Raw genomic sequence first — 16,204 nt, 5'->3', positions numbered from 1 at the left:
TTACCCTTTTACTTCGTTACCTATTATTTTGTTCCTAATAACTATCCTATTTCTATCTTAACTATCTTATCCATCTCTTTTCACCTGCATCTTGTTATCCATCAAACGATCTTTTTCCCTCTGTTTCTTTCCGTTTGATCTTTCATCATTTCCCCTGAAACTCTACAAAGTTATTTCGTCCGTCCAGATAACCGCTTAGCCTGTTTCCACCGATGTACACATCATCCAAGTATGAAACATCATTCGGTCCGTATGACATACGAATGGAAGTCTGCGCATAATTCTCCCAGCTCCAACGGAAATTATATTCATACTGCTCTACTGCTCCGTTAGGATATTCCACCCGTATATAGTCAATTCCCGTACGATCTAAAAAGAAATCCAGTTCCTGACAGCAATAGTTACCGTCCATGTCCCGGTAGAAACTAACCCAGGTACGGCTACACAAATCAGCCGAACGATTATAGTACCCTGCACCATTATTATCATCATCATAGAAACTGTCTATTTCCACTTCGCAAGAGGTAAAACTTACCATCAATATAGCCATCAAAGCCAAACCGAAGTATTTAAATGTGTTCGTTTTCATATTCCTTTATTTTTAACGGTTCTCTAATTATTATCTATCATTTATCTTTCGATAGAACAAAAGTAGAGAATGAATTTTCCATCTAAAACTGAAAACTCCTACTTATCGGGAGGAAATTGCCTAAATCTAGGGGTAAATCCCCCCAATGAAGTCTATTTCAAAGAATTCTTGTATCTTTGCCTCCTGCTAACAACACATGAAATCATCTGTCGCATGAAGTCAATCAAATCCCATATCACCCAACTGCTGAAATCCCTCAATGAGGGGGTATTCGAAAAAGAACATACCATCGCACTCTCCCTATTATCTGCCATGGCAGGTGAAAGTATCTTTCTATTGGGCCCTCCGGGAGTAGCCAAGAGCTTAGTGGCGCGCAGGCTCAAACTGGCTTTTAAAGATGCGGATGCTTTTGAATATCTGATGTCCCGTTTCAGTACACCGGATGAAATATTCGGCCCCGTCTCCATCTCAAAATTGAAAGATGAAGATACATACGAACGTATTACAAAAGGATACTTGCCGACAGCATCGATTGTCTTCCTGGATGAAATATGGAAAGCCGGTCCTGCTATCCAAAATTCTCTTTTGACAGTAATCAATGAAAAGATATATCGCAACGGACAATTTACGGTGCGTGTTCCTCTGAAAGCACTGATTGCCGCGTCCAACGAACTACCCGCAAAAGGTGAAGGACTGGAAGCCTTATACGACCGTTTCCTGATCCGCCAGTTTGTCGGATGCATTGAACAGGAATATGCTTTCGACCAGATGATTTCTTCTACACGGGAAGTAGAACCTGAAATCCCGGCAAAACTCCAGGTAGACGATGAATTATACAATCAAATACAAGCTGAAAGTGAGAAAGTAGGTATCCACTATACCATCTTCGAGCTGATTCACAATATCAAACGAGAAATCGAGCAATATAATACAGGGCGGGATGAAAACACCCCTCCGATCTATATATCCGACCGCCGTTGGAAAAAAATAGTAGGTCTGCTCCGCACCTCGGCCTATCTGAACGAATCTCCGGGAATTCACTTCTCCGACTGCTTGCTGATGAGTGCCTGCCTGTGGGATGAAGTTTCGCAGCTCCCCATCATCGAAAACATAGTGGAACAGTCGATTGCACGGGGAATCAATACCTATTTATTGGGAGAAAAACGACTGGAACAGAAACTGGATACATTGAAAGAAAACATGAAGTCCGAACACAGCCTACGGGAACTTAGCGATCCGGGAATCCAGGTCGTAGATACCTTCTATCATCGCATAGAAGGTTACCATATTGCCGGAAATTTACTCATCTTTGCTTCGGATTACCAGTCTTTGAGGAAAGACAGCAACCGGTTGTTTTATATCCAACAGGATAAATTCCGTCCGGTCAACAAAATCCTGAAAGCCTACGATTTCGTAAAGAACAGAAATATCGCACAAAAGAATATTTATTCCCTCCGAAAAGGGAAACGATCCGTTTTCGTCAACAATCAGGAGTATCCACTACTATGTTATGATAATTGCGAACCTTTGCCAGCACAGCAGGACGGCAGTACTCCGTTCGAATTTACATTGCAGGAAGTGATAGATTTACTTCATCAGATGGAGGTAGAATATAAAACAATCTCCGAGCGGGAAACAGCATATACAAAGGAACATCTTTTCTTAAGCTCATCGCAAAAAAGCAAAATTAAGCGAATCTTAGGGGAAACTGCACATATCATAGAGAACTACCGGAACGAACTTCGCATCATCGCTCATGCCCATGAACAAGAGAACAGAGAGTATTAGGTTCAAACACCTGCAAGACATTTATTACGACAAATTGCAGGGAATAGCCTATGATGTGTACGACGAACAACTACACAATCTGATTATCCGTCCCGAAGAACTGGATGCGGACATTCACCTGTATTTTCGTCACACACAACCCTCCCTGCAAGATTTCTACTCCCGTTATGCATCACAATGGGAATACTTTCATGAAATGAATGAAGCATCGGACGCAAAGTTTCTTCAATTCCTGAAAAACAGCGCATACCCCTTCTCCATGAAATATCACCTGGTAGACCTCAACGTAAAATACTATCTCCAACGTTTTGATGCAATCAGCCCGCGTTCCAAAGAATGGAAAGCGCTACGGACTCTCTTTTTCGACAAGTGGCATACGCTGCTCTCGAACAATGAGTTCAACTATCAGATGGAACATATCGAGCAACTCTGTGAGGATTTCTACCGTATTCAACTGTCATTAGCCAAAAATCTTCCGGTACGCGGTGGCTCACGCCTCGTCTGGCTGCTTCGCAATCATAAACAGATAGCGGAACAGATTTTAGAATACGAAGAAACGATCAAACGAAATCCCGTTATCCGCGAACTGGTAGAAATCTTAGGCAAGAAACACCAAAGTAGCCGGAAACGTTTCAAAATGACCGCAGGTATTCATCGGGAACAAATTATATCTCACGCCACCCGAAGCGATATTGCAGGCATTTGTGAAGGAAATGATTTGAATAGTCTTCTCCCTCTGGAATACTGTTATCTGGCGGAGAAGAGCCTGCAACCCATATTTTTCGAGCGTTTCATAGAGAAGAGACTACAAGTCATCGATTATCAATCGCACGAGAAGCAAACCATCAATGATAAGAAAACAGTAGGAAATGAAGTGTCCGAAGAAGCCGAAGGCCCTTTCATCGTTTGTCTGGACACTTCCGGTTCTATGGCAGGCGAACGGGAAAGAATTGCGAAATCTACTCTACTTGCCATTGCCGAATTGACAGAAGTACAACATCGGAAATGTTACGTCATCCTTTTTTCCGATGATATCGAGTGTATTGAAATAACCGATTTAGGAAGTAGTTTCGACCGCCTTGTCGATTTTCTAAGCCAATCTTTTCATGGTGGCACAGATATGGAACCAGTCATCACGCATGCTCTGCGAAAAATCAGAGAAGAAGGATATATGGAAGCAGACATCATCACCGTATCGGATTTTGAGATGCGTCCCGTCGATAAACTGCTATCCCAGTCCATAGAACATGCAAAAGCAAAACAAACAAAGATGTATGCCATTTCTTTAGGAGGCAAAAGTGCCGAGACCAGTTATCTGAAATTATGTGATAAATATTGGGAATATAGTGTTCAAAACGCTGAAAATCTTAATAAAAATAGAATTGAGGAATCAAATATTTAATCAATGTTATAAAACATCTCTTTTTTCTTGCTTTATTTGCAAATTCACCAGAAGTCCGTATATTTGTACTGTGTTTTTCATAGTATTAGATTTAAGGTTAACAAAAGATTGGCTGTCTGGGATAGATAGCCTTTTTTTATGCCCTTTTCCAAGGTTAAATATACCGTCACTATCCAATCCCGATGGTTACCCTATCCCATGAAGATACCGTCACTATAATGAACGGATAGCGTCAATATGTTTCAAGTCGTCCACCCATCGATAAAAATTAAAAGCATTCGAAAAAAAAATTCCTCCGTTTAACATTTGAAACATAGCAGGTTATCTCATTTTACAAAAAACAGGTAAAAAAAATCTTGCTAAAAGATTTGCGTAGTCCAAAAGTTCCCCCTATATTTGCACCGCATTTGAGAGAGAATGCGGGTTCAAGGAAGTTTGGGTGAGTGGCTGAAACCACCAGTTTGCTAAACTGACGTACTCGTAAGGGTACCGGGGGTTCGAATCCCCCAGCTTCCGCAAAATCTCAAAATAAAAAAGAGCTAAGTTTTATAGACTTGGCTCTTTTTAAATCTATCAAAATCCGGTGGGTTCGTCTAACGGTTAGGACACATGCCTCTCACGCATGTAATACGAGTTCGATTCTCGTACCCACTACTATCTGATTATCAGCCTCTTACAGACAAGTAAGGGGCTTTTTTATTGCCTTATATCTATATCAAAGTATCGTTTTTAGGCGTTATAAACGGATATTATTAAAGAAAATAGTGCAAATTTTGCGCAAATTTTCATCTTGCATTATTATCGCCCTATCCCGTTAATACACTATTTGCGTATATATACTAAAAAAATGACAATAACATGAATAGGAAAGTAATAGATTAAATTAATTCATTGAAAATAATTCGCCAAGACTTGTATCATAAGCAAACGCTTATTACTTTTATAAAATCAAATAAGAGTTCTTAATTTTAATGTTTAACCAATGAAAGATGAAGAAAGAAAGGAATTAGAACAAGAATATGAGAATTTAAAACTTCTCGCTTCATTTCACGAAGCCTATGGGGGTTCCCGAAAATAAAAAGAAAGAGAAACATTAATAAATGACATACTCGAATGAATGAAATTCAGGAAAAATTAAAAGAGTAATTAATCTCCCTCCCTTTGGCGAGGGATTAAAGCTTTAAAAATATGATAGATATAAACGCCTGCTTACCTACACCCGAAATGAAAGCGGATTTTGAACGATTCAAAACCTTATCTACCAAAGAAGAAAGAGATGCTTTCAAAAAAGAAATACAAGCCCAATATAATGCACTGCCAGAAGTCCAGAAAGAAGCCTATAAAAAAGCGTCTGAATCTGGACTAAAAGCAACCGTAGATGCTTGTAATGATTTTATAGAAAGAGCAGAAGAAGCTATATTACGGGATAAACTCGGAGAATTGCCGGAAGCTATTTCGTTTAGCTATATCGCAAAGAAATATTTCGGCAAGTCAAGAAATTGGCTATATCAAAGAATTAATGGCAATATCGTAAACGGGAAAAAGGCTCGCTTTACTGATAACGAGCTTCAAACGTTTTTAAACGCTTTGAAGGACGTAAACGAAATGATTCATCAAACATCGCTTAAACTCGGTTAAGATTCTTATTTGACACCAGTCCCACAAATTGAGCCATTGTGGGACTTTTTTAGGAAACAAAAAAGCCAGGATTACTTGGATTTTTCTAAAATCTACTATCACGATAATACATTTAATATTAAAATTCTAGCGCAATCCCACCTAAAATAGAATATTTTGTAAAAGCCAAATTTATATTTACTTTTTTTATATTTACGACTGCCACCCCACCAAAATCTAACCCCGAAACACTTTTTTTCTCTGAAAACTTATTATGTACTACACCGGAATCAGATATGGTATAATCACTTCCATCTGTAGTGCCATATGCTATTTTCGCATATCCTATAACTGGAATAAATCTTAAATTCTTCACAATAGGAATTTGATAGCCTATATGAACTACAGCAGATGTCTTATCAGACCACTTATCTACTCCCATATCATTTTCATGAGAAGAAGGCCATCCCATAACACCAGCATAAAAACCTTTTATTGCCAAACTTACTCCTACCGCACCATTTGATACACCTCTTCCATATCCCACATATCCTCCTATTATACCAATGCTCCATTCCTTGTTAACTTCATTAAAAGGGAAAAAACCTTTTGCTAATAAATCATTCATTGAAAGAATTACAACTAGCAACAATAGAGCTTTCTTCATGACTATGTGTTTTGATTTGTGAATACTTCTACAAAGAAAGACACTTCTTTGCACTAAATCAAACATTTTACTATTTTTTTCAAGTTGAATAACGATCATCCGTAAATTACCAGTAATCAATTCGAGAATTCATTATACTTGAATAAGTATAACATTCTCATTACTATTATCTATTATTTTATCTACAATTTCTTTTGCTGGTTTTGATATTTCAATTACCTTTGGCACAAAACATCAAAAAACAAGTAAACATGAAAAAGCAAACAAACTCTATTACCGTTTAATTCTTCTGGGGCAAATAGCAGCACACAATCTAAAATGATACTTCCCATATCACATCTATTTAATAGTTTATTGATAGCCTTAAAAAAAGTTCAGACAATAGTTAGAAATTAAACAATCACCAAAAACTAAATATCATGGAAACATTTATTATTTTAATCATTCTTATATTCGGAATCCTACAACTAATCCTATTTTTCAAAATCTGGGGCATGACAAACGACATTAGAGAAATCAAAGAAAGATACCTTTCTTCAACCGCCTCCCCCAAAAAGAAAATACCCACTCAACCAACAGAATTTAATATTGGCGAGCTTGTTGTAGAAATAAAAACAAATAAGCAAATGCGAATCAAAGAGATTACAGAGGATGGGAAATATAGTTGCTATACAGGTGGAGGTGCTTCACATGAAGGAGATTTTACCACATCGGAAATAAAACGTTTCAATTCGTAATTCCATATTCAAATAATTAATTTATTTGGATGATGTATAAAAAGACCTCCCATGCACGTACGTATAATCTCGTACCCACTACCAAAGAAAAAGAGGAAATGCAGTTTAACTACATTTCCTCTTTTTCTTTATAGATCTCGAAATAAGATTCCTTATCAATCCTCAACCGGACTCTATCCTCCCTTTTCTGTCCTGCCAGATTCACAAACAGATTGAAATACAGTTGGCTGAAAGAAAGGTTGGAACGATCATAAGTAATATCAAACGTCCAGGTTCTACGAAAAGAATCGAACGTAGCATACGATTGCTCACCCCCTTTACACATAAACACTTCCGGGAAAGACGTAGGAGGATAAGGCTGGAATAAACCCGCTAATTGAGCATAAATATAGTCAATCATCCATTCGTCTCCTGTTAAAGTCAATTCTCCCTTTAAACGGAGTTTAATGGCATAACTGGCAGTCACGTCGGACGAAGTATAAACAGGAACCTGGCTTTCTGCCGGATAGTTGCCGTCTTTATATCCAAGACTCATCGTTAGTTTGGATAGACCGACACCATTAAAGCCACTCACCTCCTGATCTGCCAACCGGTTTTTCAGACTGACCATGAATGTCAGTTTACCGAGCGTCGGATCACCCGGATATTGTGCAAGCGTGTCCAGTACATAATCTTCGGTATTGTAACTACGGGCTATTAAATCACCCTTTCCAGCCTCCAAAGCCGGACCGCCTCTTTCCACATCCACGTTGCCAACCGGATAATAAATAGCATCATTATCCCTTACACAACCACTCAAACAGAACAGCAACACTGCCAAGCCTATTATCTTATTCATAATCATCTTACCTCTTGATTTTGCGGACAAAGATACATCTTTTTTATACCACACTTGATTTATGTCAACCGTTTTTAGTATTTTTGCACACATCAAGACAGAAAAGACATGGATACATTATTAAGAGAGACTGTAAATGCTGTTGTAAATTCCCGCTTTCCGGAAATGAGTATAGAAGGAAGACGACAGATAGAAAGTATACTGATTCGTGAAGAATTTCCCAAAGGAGCAATAGCGCTGAATGAAGGAGAAGTAGCTCATGAAATCGTATTTGTCGGCAAAGGGATGCTTAGACAGTACTATTACAAGAACGGGAAAGACGTGACCGAACATTTCTCATACGAAGGATGTATCGTGATGTGCATTGAAAGTTTTCTAAAACAAGAACCTACCCGACTGATCGTGGAAACCCTCGAGCCTTCCATCATCTACCTGTTCCCTCGCGACATGATACAAAAATTGGCAAAAGAGAACTGGGAAATCAATATGTTCTACCAAAAGATACTGGAATACTCCTTGATTGTGTCACAGATTAAAGCAGACTCCTGGCGCTTTGAATCCGCCCGCGAACGCTATAATCTCCTGCTCGAAACACATCCGGAAATCATCAAACGTGCACCTCTGGCACACATCGCCTCTTACCTTTTGATGACACCGGAGACATTAAGCCGTGTACGCTCCGGTGTTTTATGATTTTAGCGACTTTTCCGGTATTCTTTAGGAGACATGCCGGTGTAATGCTTGAAATACTTTCCAAAGAACGACTGGTTGGCAAAATTCAGCCGGTCGGCAATTTCCTGAATATTCATGCTTGAAGAATTCAGAAGCGCTTTCGCCTCCAGAATCACCAGTTCGTCGATCCACTCTCCCACCGTTTTTCCGCTGACCTCTTTCACCACCCCCGAAAGATGTTTAGGCGTCAGACACAACTGGTCAGCATAGAATTTTACGCTCCGTTCAGACTGGTAAGACTCTACCAAGGACTCATAAAAACGTTCGAAGATATATTCTTTCCGGCTTTTATTCTTCATGGTAGTAGCATTGGCAGGCGCGTGATTAGTGAAGATATTACAAAGCTCATAAAAGAACCCTTGCATCAAGCCCATTACCACTTCTTTACGATATAAAGCCTCCTTATTCCTCAACTGCTTTCTGATAAATGCATGATACTCCTTCACAGTCTCCTGCTCCTGCGGCGTAAGATCGAAACACGGGTAATCTTTCAGATAAAAGAATAAGGAAAGCATATTACCAATCTTAGGCAACGCCTCCAACAAGTTTTTCGACACAGCAAAGAATATCCCTTTAAAATCAGAACTGAAACGCCTCTGTTCAACAATCTGATTAGGCAACGCGATCACCATTAATCCGGGAAACAGTTGAAACTCACGCAAACTAATATTAAAAGTACCAGTACCCTCCAGGCAAAGACCTACCGTCAGCACCTCCAGTTTAGTCGGTCCATTATACAACGATATAACGCTCTCCGTGTCGAAGAGCGCTATATCATTATCAACAACATCAATGTTGTCAGAATCTATATGTTTAGAATGAACTACCGAAGAAATACCTACTTTTGGAACATTTTGAATATACATACTCTCTCTTTTTTGCGACAAATATACCAGCATTTAACCAGATATACAAACCGTTCAAGAGTATTATCAGACATAATGAACACTTTTAGTTACTTATTGAACAGACCGGAATAGATATTCAGAATCACGCTTGGCAGCCGGCACTGTCCATTTCTCCGGAACAAACTTCCACTGATTCAAGGCTTTGGGGTCCATCGTACCTTTCTTTTCAATATAATTCATCAGATAGAAACGAAGATCTTTATCCGTAGAGAAAATAATGCGGTCCTTCAATTCCTCCTGCGGAATGCCCGACCCTTTTGTCAACAGTTCTCCACCGCCATTGCCACGATAAGAATTTAAGGCCACCTTATATATCTTATCCATACGGAAAGGAGAACCGTCCGCCATGCTCGTAATCGTAATCTTTTCCCCCTGCGGTTTAGTCACGTCCACCGTATAAATAATGCCGGAAGCCGAATCGAAATTAAAACTGAAGTTCTGGAAAGAAGCCCTGTCTTCCGCACCTTCCCGAGGTTTCTCCTTGAACCAGAGCAGATGATCTTCCGGTGACTTCATCCGGTTCGTCCACATATAATAAGACATCTCCAGAAAATCCTTAATCTCCTTTCCGGACAACGTCATCACATACAGCATATTCTCATACTTATACAAGTTGAACATATCACTGACAAACACATCCCCCTTCTTTATCTCCGCATCAAACGAAAGCGGAGCGGCAAAAGAGATGTCAGCTCCGGTAATATCGAGCTGTAAAGTATGTATCAAATCAATAAAAGCAGAAGGACCGAAGAAAGCAGGATGAGTAGAGATACTCTCGGTAAAAGTACCGATCTTCTTGGATACAAACTTCTGCACCGTCTCATATTGCGGAGCAAAACGCTTCATGAAATCCTCGCTGATTCCGTAAGCTTCCGTTTCTGTCAGCTCCCCTTTGATGTCCTTGCTCTGCACCTTTCCATCTTTCAGCTTCAAGGTCACATCGACATTAGACAATACAATTCCATTGCTGGCCGGATCGATAATCAACACCGAATCTCCGGCTACATTCATCACCTTCTTACATTCGCGGGCATGATCGTGTCCCATCAATACAATATCGAATCCCGGCACATTCTTCGCTACATTGAGAGAAGCATTCTCATTGTATTTGCCCGACATTTTGAAAGCCTCCTGTCCGGCATGGAACAATCCGATCACCAAATCCGGATTCTCTTTTTCACGGATAATCTTCATCCATTTGCGTGCCGTCTCTTCCATATCGTCGAAACGCAAGCCTTTCCACAGATTTTCAGAAAGCCATGCAGGGATGGCAGGAGTAATCATACCCAATACTACGATCTTCACGCCATCACGTTCCAACACCTTATAAGGAGCCAGATGGGGCTTTCCCGTAGACGTATCAATGATGTTGGCACCCAACACCGGGAAGTCACAAGTGGCTATCCAACGGTCGAACACAGCACGCCCCGTTTCCACATCATGGTTCCCCATATTACCGGCATCATATTTCATGAAATTCATCATTTCCGAACAAAGATGAGGAGACACCGTATCTATATAATTATAGTAATAGGCAGTAGGCTGTCCCTGCAAAATATCACCATTATCCAGCAATATCAAATTCCCTTTATACTGTTCACGCTCTTTCTGCACGAAAGAATAAATACGTGCCAGACTACCCTTCCACTCGTGGCGGGTTATAAAATTGTAAGGATAATAATTACCATGTACGTCACTCGTTTCCACAATCTTCAGCTTCACCACCTTTTCCTGCGCCGCAACAGACAGTACGAGACAGAAAAGCAAGCCATAAATAAACCCTATTCGTTTCATTCTTTTTCTATATTTAGCGGATGCGAAAATACGAACCGTGCCCCACCGGTATAGTCAGGATCGATCCATATACTTCCTCTCCATTTATGCACAATCAATTTACAGATAGACAATCCCAATCCGGTTCCCTGGGCGTACTCATTCAGCTTTTCAAAACGCTCGAACACAAGTCCCTGTTTTTCTTTCGGGATACCGCATCCGGTATCCGTTACAGAAAAAATAGCCATTTGCTTTTCCTCATTCACAGAAAAGTCCAAGGAAATCTTCCCGCCTTTCGTAAATTTGTCAGCATTGGACAGCAGATTAATGATTACCTGTTGCATACGCTGCACATCCGTCACCATCCGGAAAGTTTCAAAAGAAGTGGAAAACAAGAACTGATTGTCCGACGACTGCCGTGAAAAACTAACAGAGGCAACCACCTGACTACACAACTGCACCACATCACATTCCTCCCACGTCAAAGTCACCCGATTGGCCTCCAGACGTGAAAGATCGAGAATATCATTAATCAGGCGAAGCAACAAATCCGAATTGGTTTTGATAATCTTATAATAAGACTGCTGTTCATCCTCCGTGCTACCGCCCATTGCCAGTACATCCGAAAAGCCGACAATCGAGTTCAACGGCGTCCGTATCTCATGACTCATATTGGCAAGGAAAGCACTCTTCAGACGATTAGACTCTTCCGCCCTGTCTTTCGCTACACGCAAATCCTTCTCCGATTTCAGAAGCTCGTCTTTCAAACGTTTCGTACGGAAATAATAGAAAAGAGAAATACATAAGCCAAGTACCAGAATCACGAACAAAGCACAAGCAGACCATATCTGATAAGTATATTGCTGATAGAACGAAACCGGTTGGTTGACAAGCTGCACTTTAAAAGGCAACACACTCGGGTGCAGCCCCCACTCTTTCACCTTCCGGCTATCCAATACCGCTTTAGAGCCAATGATCGAAAGATGCTTCCCCGTATCCTCCGGGTGCTGATCCATCCGTACGGACTCCATAGCCATTTCTCCTCCCACTTTCCGATAATCGGGCAGCACTCCCCCTATCGCCCAATAGCCAAGGCTCACCGATGAAGGAGTAAAAGCCGGGATGGTAGGAGTAGCTTCCATCATGGCATACGTCGCATTTCGCATGAAATACCCCTCGTTCATATCCACACGCCACGTTCCCACCAAAATAACTGTATTTTCGGGCAGATGTCTCAATTCCTCAACAATGGTATAAATAGAATGTTTCCGGCCGTCCATCAAAATCAAATCCAGATCGGGGAACTTCTTCATTTCTTTTCGTACCAACGCTTGCATGGTCACTCCGCCATAAGTATTGTCCGAGATAAAGGCAATATGTTTCGTTTTCGGATAGAAAGCTTGAATCATGGAGATATTACCTTCTATATTATATTGATTGATGAATCCCGATTCCAGTTCGGGAATATCCAAATGATCTTCAAAGATATCGACAGATTCGGGCATCCAGCAATCAAGGTTTTCCACCGTATCTTTCGGCAATATCACCACATTGCTACTGGCCAGACTGCACATCACCGGCACTTTCACCTGCATTTCATCCCTCTGCGACAAATAAGCAGCCCATGCCTCCTGTCCTAATAAGATAATTTGCGCCGGATGCTTTTCCCCCTGATATTTAGCCAGAATCTGCGTCATCATCGCGCTCCATAACGGAGCCTCCGAGAAGCTTTTACAGTTCATGTTTTCGATGATAATGTCGCGCTGTCCTCCCAACTTACTATATTCATCCATATAATCGGAAATAGTGACCGAGGTTTGGTGCGCTGCCGGATTATAAGAGCAAATAATCAGAATAGGTTTCTTATCTTTAGAGACAGCCAATACTTCCGTTGACTGCAGAAGCCAAAGGAAACAGATAAAAAGATATCCAAGACGTCCCAGCATAATTATGCAGTTTTGATGTGTTAATTCATTAATTGAGTTGCAAATATAGTAAAACTTGTCGGGTTTAGCAGATTTATATGTATTTTTGTCGCTCATTTACTCTCAAAAAATACAAATTATGGAATTATTTCACAAGATGATTTCCGGTTTTCTGGGTATACCGGAAAGACAAATAAGTAGTACGCTCCATCTTTTGGGTGAAGGTGCTACGATTCCCTTCATCAGTCGTTACCGTAAAGAAGCCACCGGCGGACTGGATGAAGTGCAGATAGAGCAAATCAAAGAGCAACACGATAAGTTGTGCGACATAGCCAAACGGAAAGAAACGATTCTCGGCACCATCAACGAGCAGGGAAAACTGACTGCCGAACTGGAGAAACGTATCAACGACACTTGGAATCCGACGGAACTGGAAGACATTTATCTTCCTTATAAACCCAAGCGGAAGACACGTGCTGAAGTAGCCCGTCAGAAAGGACTGGAACCGCTAGCCACCCTCCTGATGCTACAAAGAGAAAACAATCTCGACGCCCGTGCCGCCGCCTTTGTCAAAGGTGAAGTGAAAGATGTGGAAGATGCCCTGAAAGGTGCACGCGACATCATCGCCGAACAAGTGAATGAAGACGAACGTGCCCGAAACGCCGTACGTAATCAATTCAGCCGTCAGGCGGAAATCAGTGCCAAAATAGTGAAAGGCAAAGAGGAAGAAGCCTCCAAATACCAGGATTACTTCAACTTCTCCGAACCCTTGAAACGCTGCACTTCCCACCGTCTGCTCGCCATCCGCCGGGCAGAATCGGAAGGACTGCTGAAAGTCTCCATCACCCCGGACGACGAAGCATGCATCGAACGTCTGGAACGCCAGTTCGTACGTGGCAACAACGAGTGTAGCCAGCAGGTGGGGGAAGCCACCATCGACGCCTACAAACGTTTGCTCAAGCCCTCCATCGAAACAGAATTTGCCGCTCAATCCAAAGAAAAAGCCGACGAGGAAGCCATCCGGGTATTCACCGAGAACCTCCGCCAGCTTCTTCTCGCCCCTCCATTGGGACAAAAGCGGGTGCTCGCCATCGACCCCGGATTCCGTACGGGATGTAAAGTTGTCTGCCTCGATGCACAAGGCAATCTGTTGCATAATGAGAATATCTATCCGCATCCTCCGGTGAACAAAACAGGAGAAGCTGCTTCCAAACTCCGTAAGATGATTGAGGCCTATCAGATAGAAGCCATCTCCATCGGCAACGGAACGGCAAGCCGTGAGACAGAAGATTTCATCAACAGCCAGAGCTTCGACCGTCAGATACCCGTGTTTGTAGTCAGTGAGCAGGGAGCTTCCATTTATTCGGCTTCGAAGATTGCCCGCGACGAGTTTCCCGATTATGACGTAACGGTGCGTGGAGCAGTCTCCATCGGCCGCCGCCTGATGGACCCGTTGGCAGAATTGGTGAAGATAGATCCTAAATCCATCGGTGTAGGTCAATACCAGCACGATGTAGACCAGACAAAGCTGAAAAAAGCGCTCGATCAGACAGTAGAGAATTGCGTGAACCTGGTCGGTGTAAACCTGAATACGGCAAGCAGCCATCTATTGACTTACATCTCCGGACTGGGACCGCAACTGGCTCAAAACATCGTCAACTACCGGGCGGAAAACGGAGCTTTCGGTTCGCGGAAAGAGTTGATGAAAGTTCCTCGCATGGGCGCCAAGGCTTTCGAACAATGTGCCGGATTCCTCCGCATCCCCGGAGCCAAGAATCCGCTGGACAACACCGCCGTGCATCCGGAAAGCTACCACATCGTAGAGCAAATGGCCAAAGACCTGAAATGTACCATCGACGAACTGATAGCCGACAAGGAACTCCGCCGGAAGATTAACATCTCCGCCTACATCACCCCTACCGTCGGCCTACCCACCTTACAGGACATTCTGCAGGAACTCGACAAGCCGGGACGTGACCCGCGTAAGGCTATCAAAGTCTTCGAATTCGACAAGAACGTGCGCACCATAGCCGATTTGCGCGAAGGAATGATTCTTCCGGGCATCGTAGGCAACATCACCAATTTCGGGGCGTTTGTCGATATAGGTATTAAGGAGAACGGACTGGTGCACCTCTCGCAATTAGCGGAACGGTTCATTTCCGATCCGACGGAAGTGGTATCCATCCATCAACACGTCATGGTCAGAGTGATGAATGTAGATTATGACCGGAAACGGATTCAGCTTAGTATGATCGGGGTACAGCAAGACTGATTGCTTCCCTTTTTTCTCCCCACCACACGATCAGAATCATAAAAACAATCATAAGTACTGTGCAAATGAGCGAGCCTTCAAAACCGAAGGCTCCGCCATTCAGTACGTTTTCTTCGGGCATACGCAAAGTCAGCATGCTCGTCGTGAAATTATTTCCGCTCACCTGATAACCTAGAATCGGACCTTGAATCCAATTCCAGAAAAGATGAAGAGAGATAGGGAAACACAGATTCCGGGTATAAAGATAGGAAGCACCCAGCAACATACCGGCAAGCAAGAGATTAAGCATCGGCAGGAAAGCTATTTCCGGATTAAAGATATGCATAAACGCGAATAATGCCGATGAGATGAAGAGCGCCAGGAATTTATTCATATTAGTATGAAGCAGACGTCCGAGGATATAGCCGCGCATCAGAATTTCTTCAAACAACGCCACTAACAGGAAAAACACCCACGACCCCAATAAATCCAACGGCTTAAACTGAAAACCGGTGACTTCTATTTCTCCCAAAACAACAGAGATTCCGAAACCCAGCAAATAGAGCAAGATTGCCATCAGAAGACCATACCACAGTCCACTGGCATGTCCTTTTAAAGAAAGTCCCAAATCAGAAAACGGACGACGTTCGAGACGAAGCAAGATTACGGCAGCAGTAAGAACAGCCAAAAGCATACTGGCCTCCACGAAAATATACCCTACTACTCCCGGATGACGAGCCTCCACTCCAAGAACCAACGACAAGCCTCCGCTAACCAGTGTCCCATACAATCCAATAAATATGAAAAGTACCACAATAAACAGCGGGATACATGCCCACACAGGAAGTCTTTTGGGTTCTTTCTTCCCATCTATGTTGTCTGCCTCCATTTTTACAATTTGTTAATCCAGCTACAAAATTAGATATAAAACATAAAAAAACATCATGTATTCTCTATTTTTCCTATATTTGTCAGAA

13 protein-coding genes and 2 tRNA genes are annotated in these 16,204 nt (G+C 42.1%); 8 read left to right on the top strand and 7 right to left on the bottom strand.

The annotated features are described in order from the left end of the window. Positions 1 to 145: 145 nt before the first annotated feature. Positions 146 to 589, bottom strand: coding sequence for a hypothetical protein (locus DXB58_RS21320; RefSeq protein ID WP_122138205.1), 444 nt, complete (start codon positions 587 to 589; stop codon positions 146 to 148). Between the two features lie 213 nt (positions 590 to 802). Here DXB58_RS21320 and DXB58_RS21315 point away from each other — a divergent pair, with 213 nt between their 5' ends. The 5 genes from DXB58_RS21315 (at position 803) to DXB58_RS21295 (ending at position 5,417) form a co-directional block, all read left to right on the top strand. Continuing rightward, complete coding sequence (locus tag DXB58_RS21315; protein ID WP_122138218.1) at positions 803 to 2,377, top strand: AAA family ATPase; 1,575 nt, start codon at positions 803 to 805, stop codon at positions 2,375 to 2,377. Beyond that, positions 2,352 to 3,779: a VWA domain-containing protein gene (locus tag DXB58_RS21310; RefSeq protein WP_199488000.1), complete on the top strand. Its 1,428-nt coding sequence runs from the start codon at positions 2,352 to 2,354 to the stop codon at positions 3,777 to 3,779. The genes DXB58_RS21315 and DXB58_RS21310 overlap by 26 nt, the downstream gene beginning before the upstream one ends. Positions 3,780 to 4,208: 429 nt before the next feature. Next, positions 4,209 to 4,295, top strand: a tRNA-Ser gene (locus DXB58_RS21305). A gap of 66 nt (positions 4,296 to 4,361) precedes the next feature. Next, positions 4,362 to 4,433 (top strand) — tRNA-Glu (locus DXB58_RS21300). A gap of 534 nt (positions 4,434 to 4,967) precedes the next feature. Beyond that, the gene (locus DXB58_RS21295) at positions 4,968 to 5,417 is read left to right on the top strand and encodes a DUF5053 domain-containing protein (RefSeq protein WP_122138203.1); all 450 of its coding nucleotides are present in this window, start codon (positions 4,968 to 4,970) and stop codon (positions 5,415 to 5,417) included. Between the two features lie 118 nt (positions 5,418 to 5,535). Here the strand turns inward: DXB58_RS21295 and DXB58_RS21290 are convergent, their stop codons facing one another. Beyond that, a complete protein-coding gene (locus DXB58_RS21290) occupies positions 5,536 to 6,063 on the bottom strand; it encodes a hypothetical protein (RefSeq protein ID WP_147338746.1) in 528 nt (175 codons plus the stop codon). 419 nt (positions 6,064 to 6,482) lie between these two features. On the opposite strand from DXB58_RS21290, the gene DXB58_RS21285 reads away from it, so the two are divergent. Then, on the top strand, positions 6,483 to 6,800 hold the full coding sequence (locus DXB58_RS21285; RefSeq protein ID WP_122138201.1) for a hypothetical protein: 318 nt from the start codon (positions 6,483 to 6,485) through the stop codon (positions 6,798 to 6,800). Between the two features lie 109 nt (positions 6,801 to 6,909). Here DXB58_RS21285 and DXB58_RS21280 read toward each other — a convergent pair whose 3' ends face one another. Continuing rightward, positions 6,910 to 7,731, bottom strand: coding sequence for a DUF3845 domain-containing protein (locus DXB58_RS21280; protein ID WP_117933007.1), 822 nt, complete (start codon positions 7,729 to 7,731; stop codon positions 6,910 to 6,912). Positions 7,732 to 7,746: 15 nt separating this feature from the next. Between DXB58_RS21280 and DXB58_RS21275 the strand changes: the two genes are divergently transcribed. After that, positions 7,747 to 8,331 carry a Crp/Fnr family transcriptional regulator gene (locus tag DXB58_RS21275; protein WP_008999267.1) on the top strand — a complete coding sequence of 195 codons (585 nt, stop codon included), beginning with the start codon at positions 7,747 to 7,749 and terminating at the stop codon, positions 8,329 to 8,331. Between the two features lie 2 nt (positions 8,332 to 8,333). Here the strand turns inward: DXB58_RS21275 and DXB58_RS21270 are convergent, their stop codons facing one another. From DXB58_RS21270 to DXB58_RS21260, 3 genes are all read right to left on the bottom strand, one after another. Continuing rightward, entirely contained in the window at positions 8,334 to 9,236 is a 903-nt protein-coding gene (locus tag DXB58_RS21270) for an AraC family transcriptional regulator (RefSeq protein WP_122138200.1), read from the bottom strand. A 93-nt stretch (positions 9,237 to 9,329) separates the two neighbouring features. Further along, positions 9,330 to 11,072, bottom strand: coding sequence for a bifunctional UDP-sugar hydrolase/5'-nucleotidase (locus DXB58_RS21265; protein WP_122138199.1), 1,743 nt, complete (start codon positions 11,070 to 11,072; stop codon positions 9,330 to 9,332). Then, entirely contained in the window at positions 11,069 to 12,997 is a 1,929-nt protein-coding gene (locus tag DXB58_RS21260; RefSeq protein ID WP_122138217.1) for a HAMP domain-containing sensor histidine kinase, read from the bottom strand. The genes DXB58_RS21265 and DXB58_RS21260 overlap by 4 nt, the downstream gene beginning before the upstream one ends. A gap of 118 nt (positions 12,998 to 13,115) precedes the next feature. On the opposite strand from DXB58_RS21260, the gene DXB58_RS21255 reads away from it, so the two are divergent. Continuing rightward, entirely contained in the window at positions 13,116 to 15,248 is a 2,133-nt protein-coding gene (locus tag DXB58_RS21255) for a Tex family protein (protein ID WP_122138198.1), read from the top strand. Here DXB58_RS21255 and DXB58_RS21250 read toward each other — a convergent pair. Then, entirely contained in the window at positions 15,220 to 16,116 is an 897-nt protein-coding gene (locus tag DXB58_RS21250) for a CPBP family intramembrane glutamic endopeptidase (protein WP_122138197.1), read from the bottom strand. The two genes, DXB58_RS21255 and DXB58_RS21250, sit on opposite strands and share 29 nt — an antisense overlap. Positions 16,117 to 16,204 lie beyond the last annotated feature (88 nt).

Source organism: Bacteroides sp. OM05-10AA (genome assembly GCF_003439055.1).
Lineage (GTDB): Bacteria > Bacteroidota > Bacteroidia > Bacteroidales > Bacteroidaceae > Bacteroides > Bacteroides intestinigallinarum.
Note: the sequence above shows the minus strand (reverse complement) of the source record. Positions and strands in the feature narration are given on the sequence as shown.

What these genes read in the sequence shown, in the direction of transcription:
- DXB58_RS21320 (WP_122138205.1), bottom strand. Translation starts at nt 589, where the DNA reads ATGAAAACGAACACATTTAAATACTTCGGTTTGGCTTTGATGGCTATA.
- DXB58_RS21315 (WP_122138218.1), top strand. Translation starts at nt 803, where the DNA reads ATGAAGTCAATCAAATCCCATATCACCCAACTGCTGAAATCCCTCAAT.
- DXB58_RS21310 (WP_199488000.1), top strand. Translation starts at nt 2,352, where the DNA reads ATGAACAAGAGAACAGAGAGTATTAGGTTCAAACACCTGCAAGACATT.
- DXB58_RS21295 (WP_122138203.1), top strand. Translation starts at nt 4,968, where the DNA reads ATGATAGATATAAACGCCTGCTTACCTACACCCGAAATGAAAGCGGAT.
- DXB58_RS21290 (WP_147338746.1), bottom strand. Translation starts at nt 6,063, where the DNA reads ATGAAGAAAGCTCTATTGTTGCTAGTTGTAATTCTTTCAATGAATGAT.
- DXB58_RS21285 (WP_122138201.1), top strand. Translation starts at nt 6,483, where the DNA reads ATGGAAACATTTATTATTTTAATCATTCTTATATTCGGAATCCTACAA.
- DXB58_RS21280 (WP_117933007.1), bottom strand. Translation starts at nt 7,731, where the DNA reads ATGTGTGCAAAAATACTAAAAACGGTTGACATAAATCAAGTGTGGTAT.
- DXB58_RS21275 (WP_008999267.1), top strand. Translation starts at nt 7,747, where the DNA reads ATGGATACATTATTAAGAGAGACTGTAAATGCTGTTGTAAATTCCCGC.
- DXB58_RS21270 (WP_122138200.1), bottom strand. Translation starts at nt 9,236, where the DNA reads ATGTATATTCAAAATGTTCCAAAAGTAGGTATTTCTTCGGTAGTTCAT.
- DXB58_RS21265 (WP_122138199.1), bottom strand. Translation starts at nt 11,072, where the DNA reads ATGAAACGAATAGGGTTTATTTATGGCTTGCTTTTCTGTCTCGTACTG.
- DXB58_RS21260 (WP_122138217.1), bottom strand. Translation starts at nt 12,997, where the DNA reads ATGCTGGGACGTCTTGGATATCTTTTTATCTGTTTCCTTTGGCTTCTG.
- DXB58_RS21255 (WP_122138198.1), top strand. Translation starts at nt 13,116, where the DNA reads ATGGAATTATTTCACAAGATGATTTCCGGTTTTCTGGGTATACCGGAA.
- DXB58_RS21250 (WP_122138197.1), bottom strand. Translation starts at nt 16,116, where the DNA reads ATGGAGGCAGACAACATAGATGGGAAGAAAGAACCCAAAAGACTTCCT.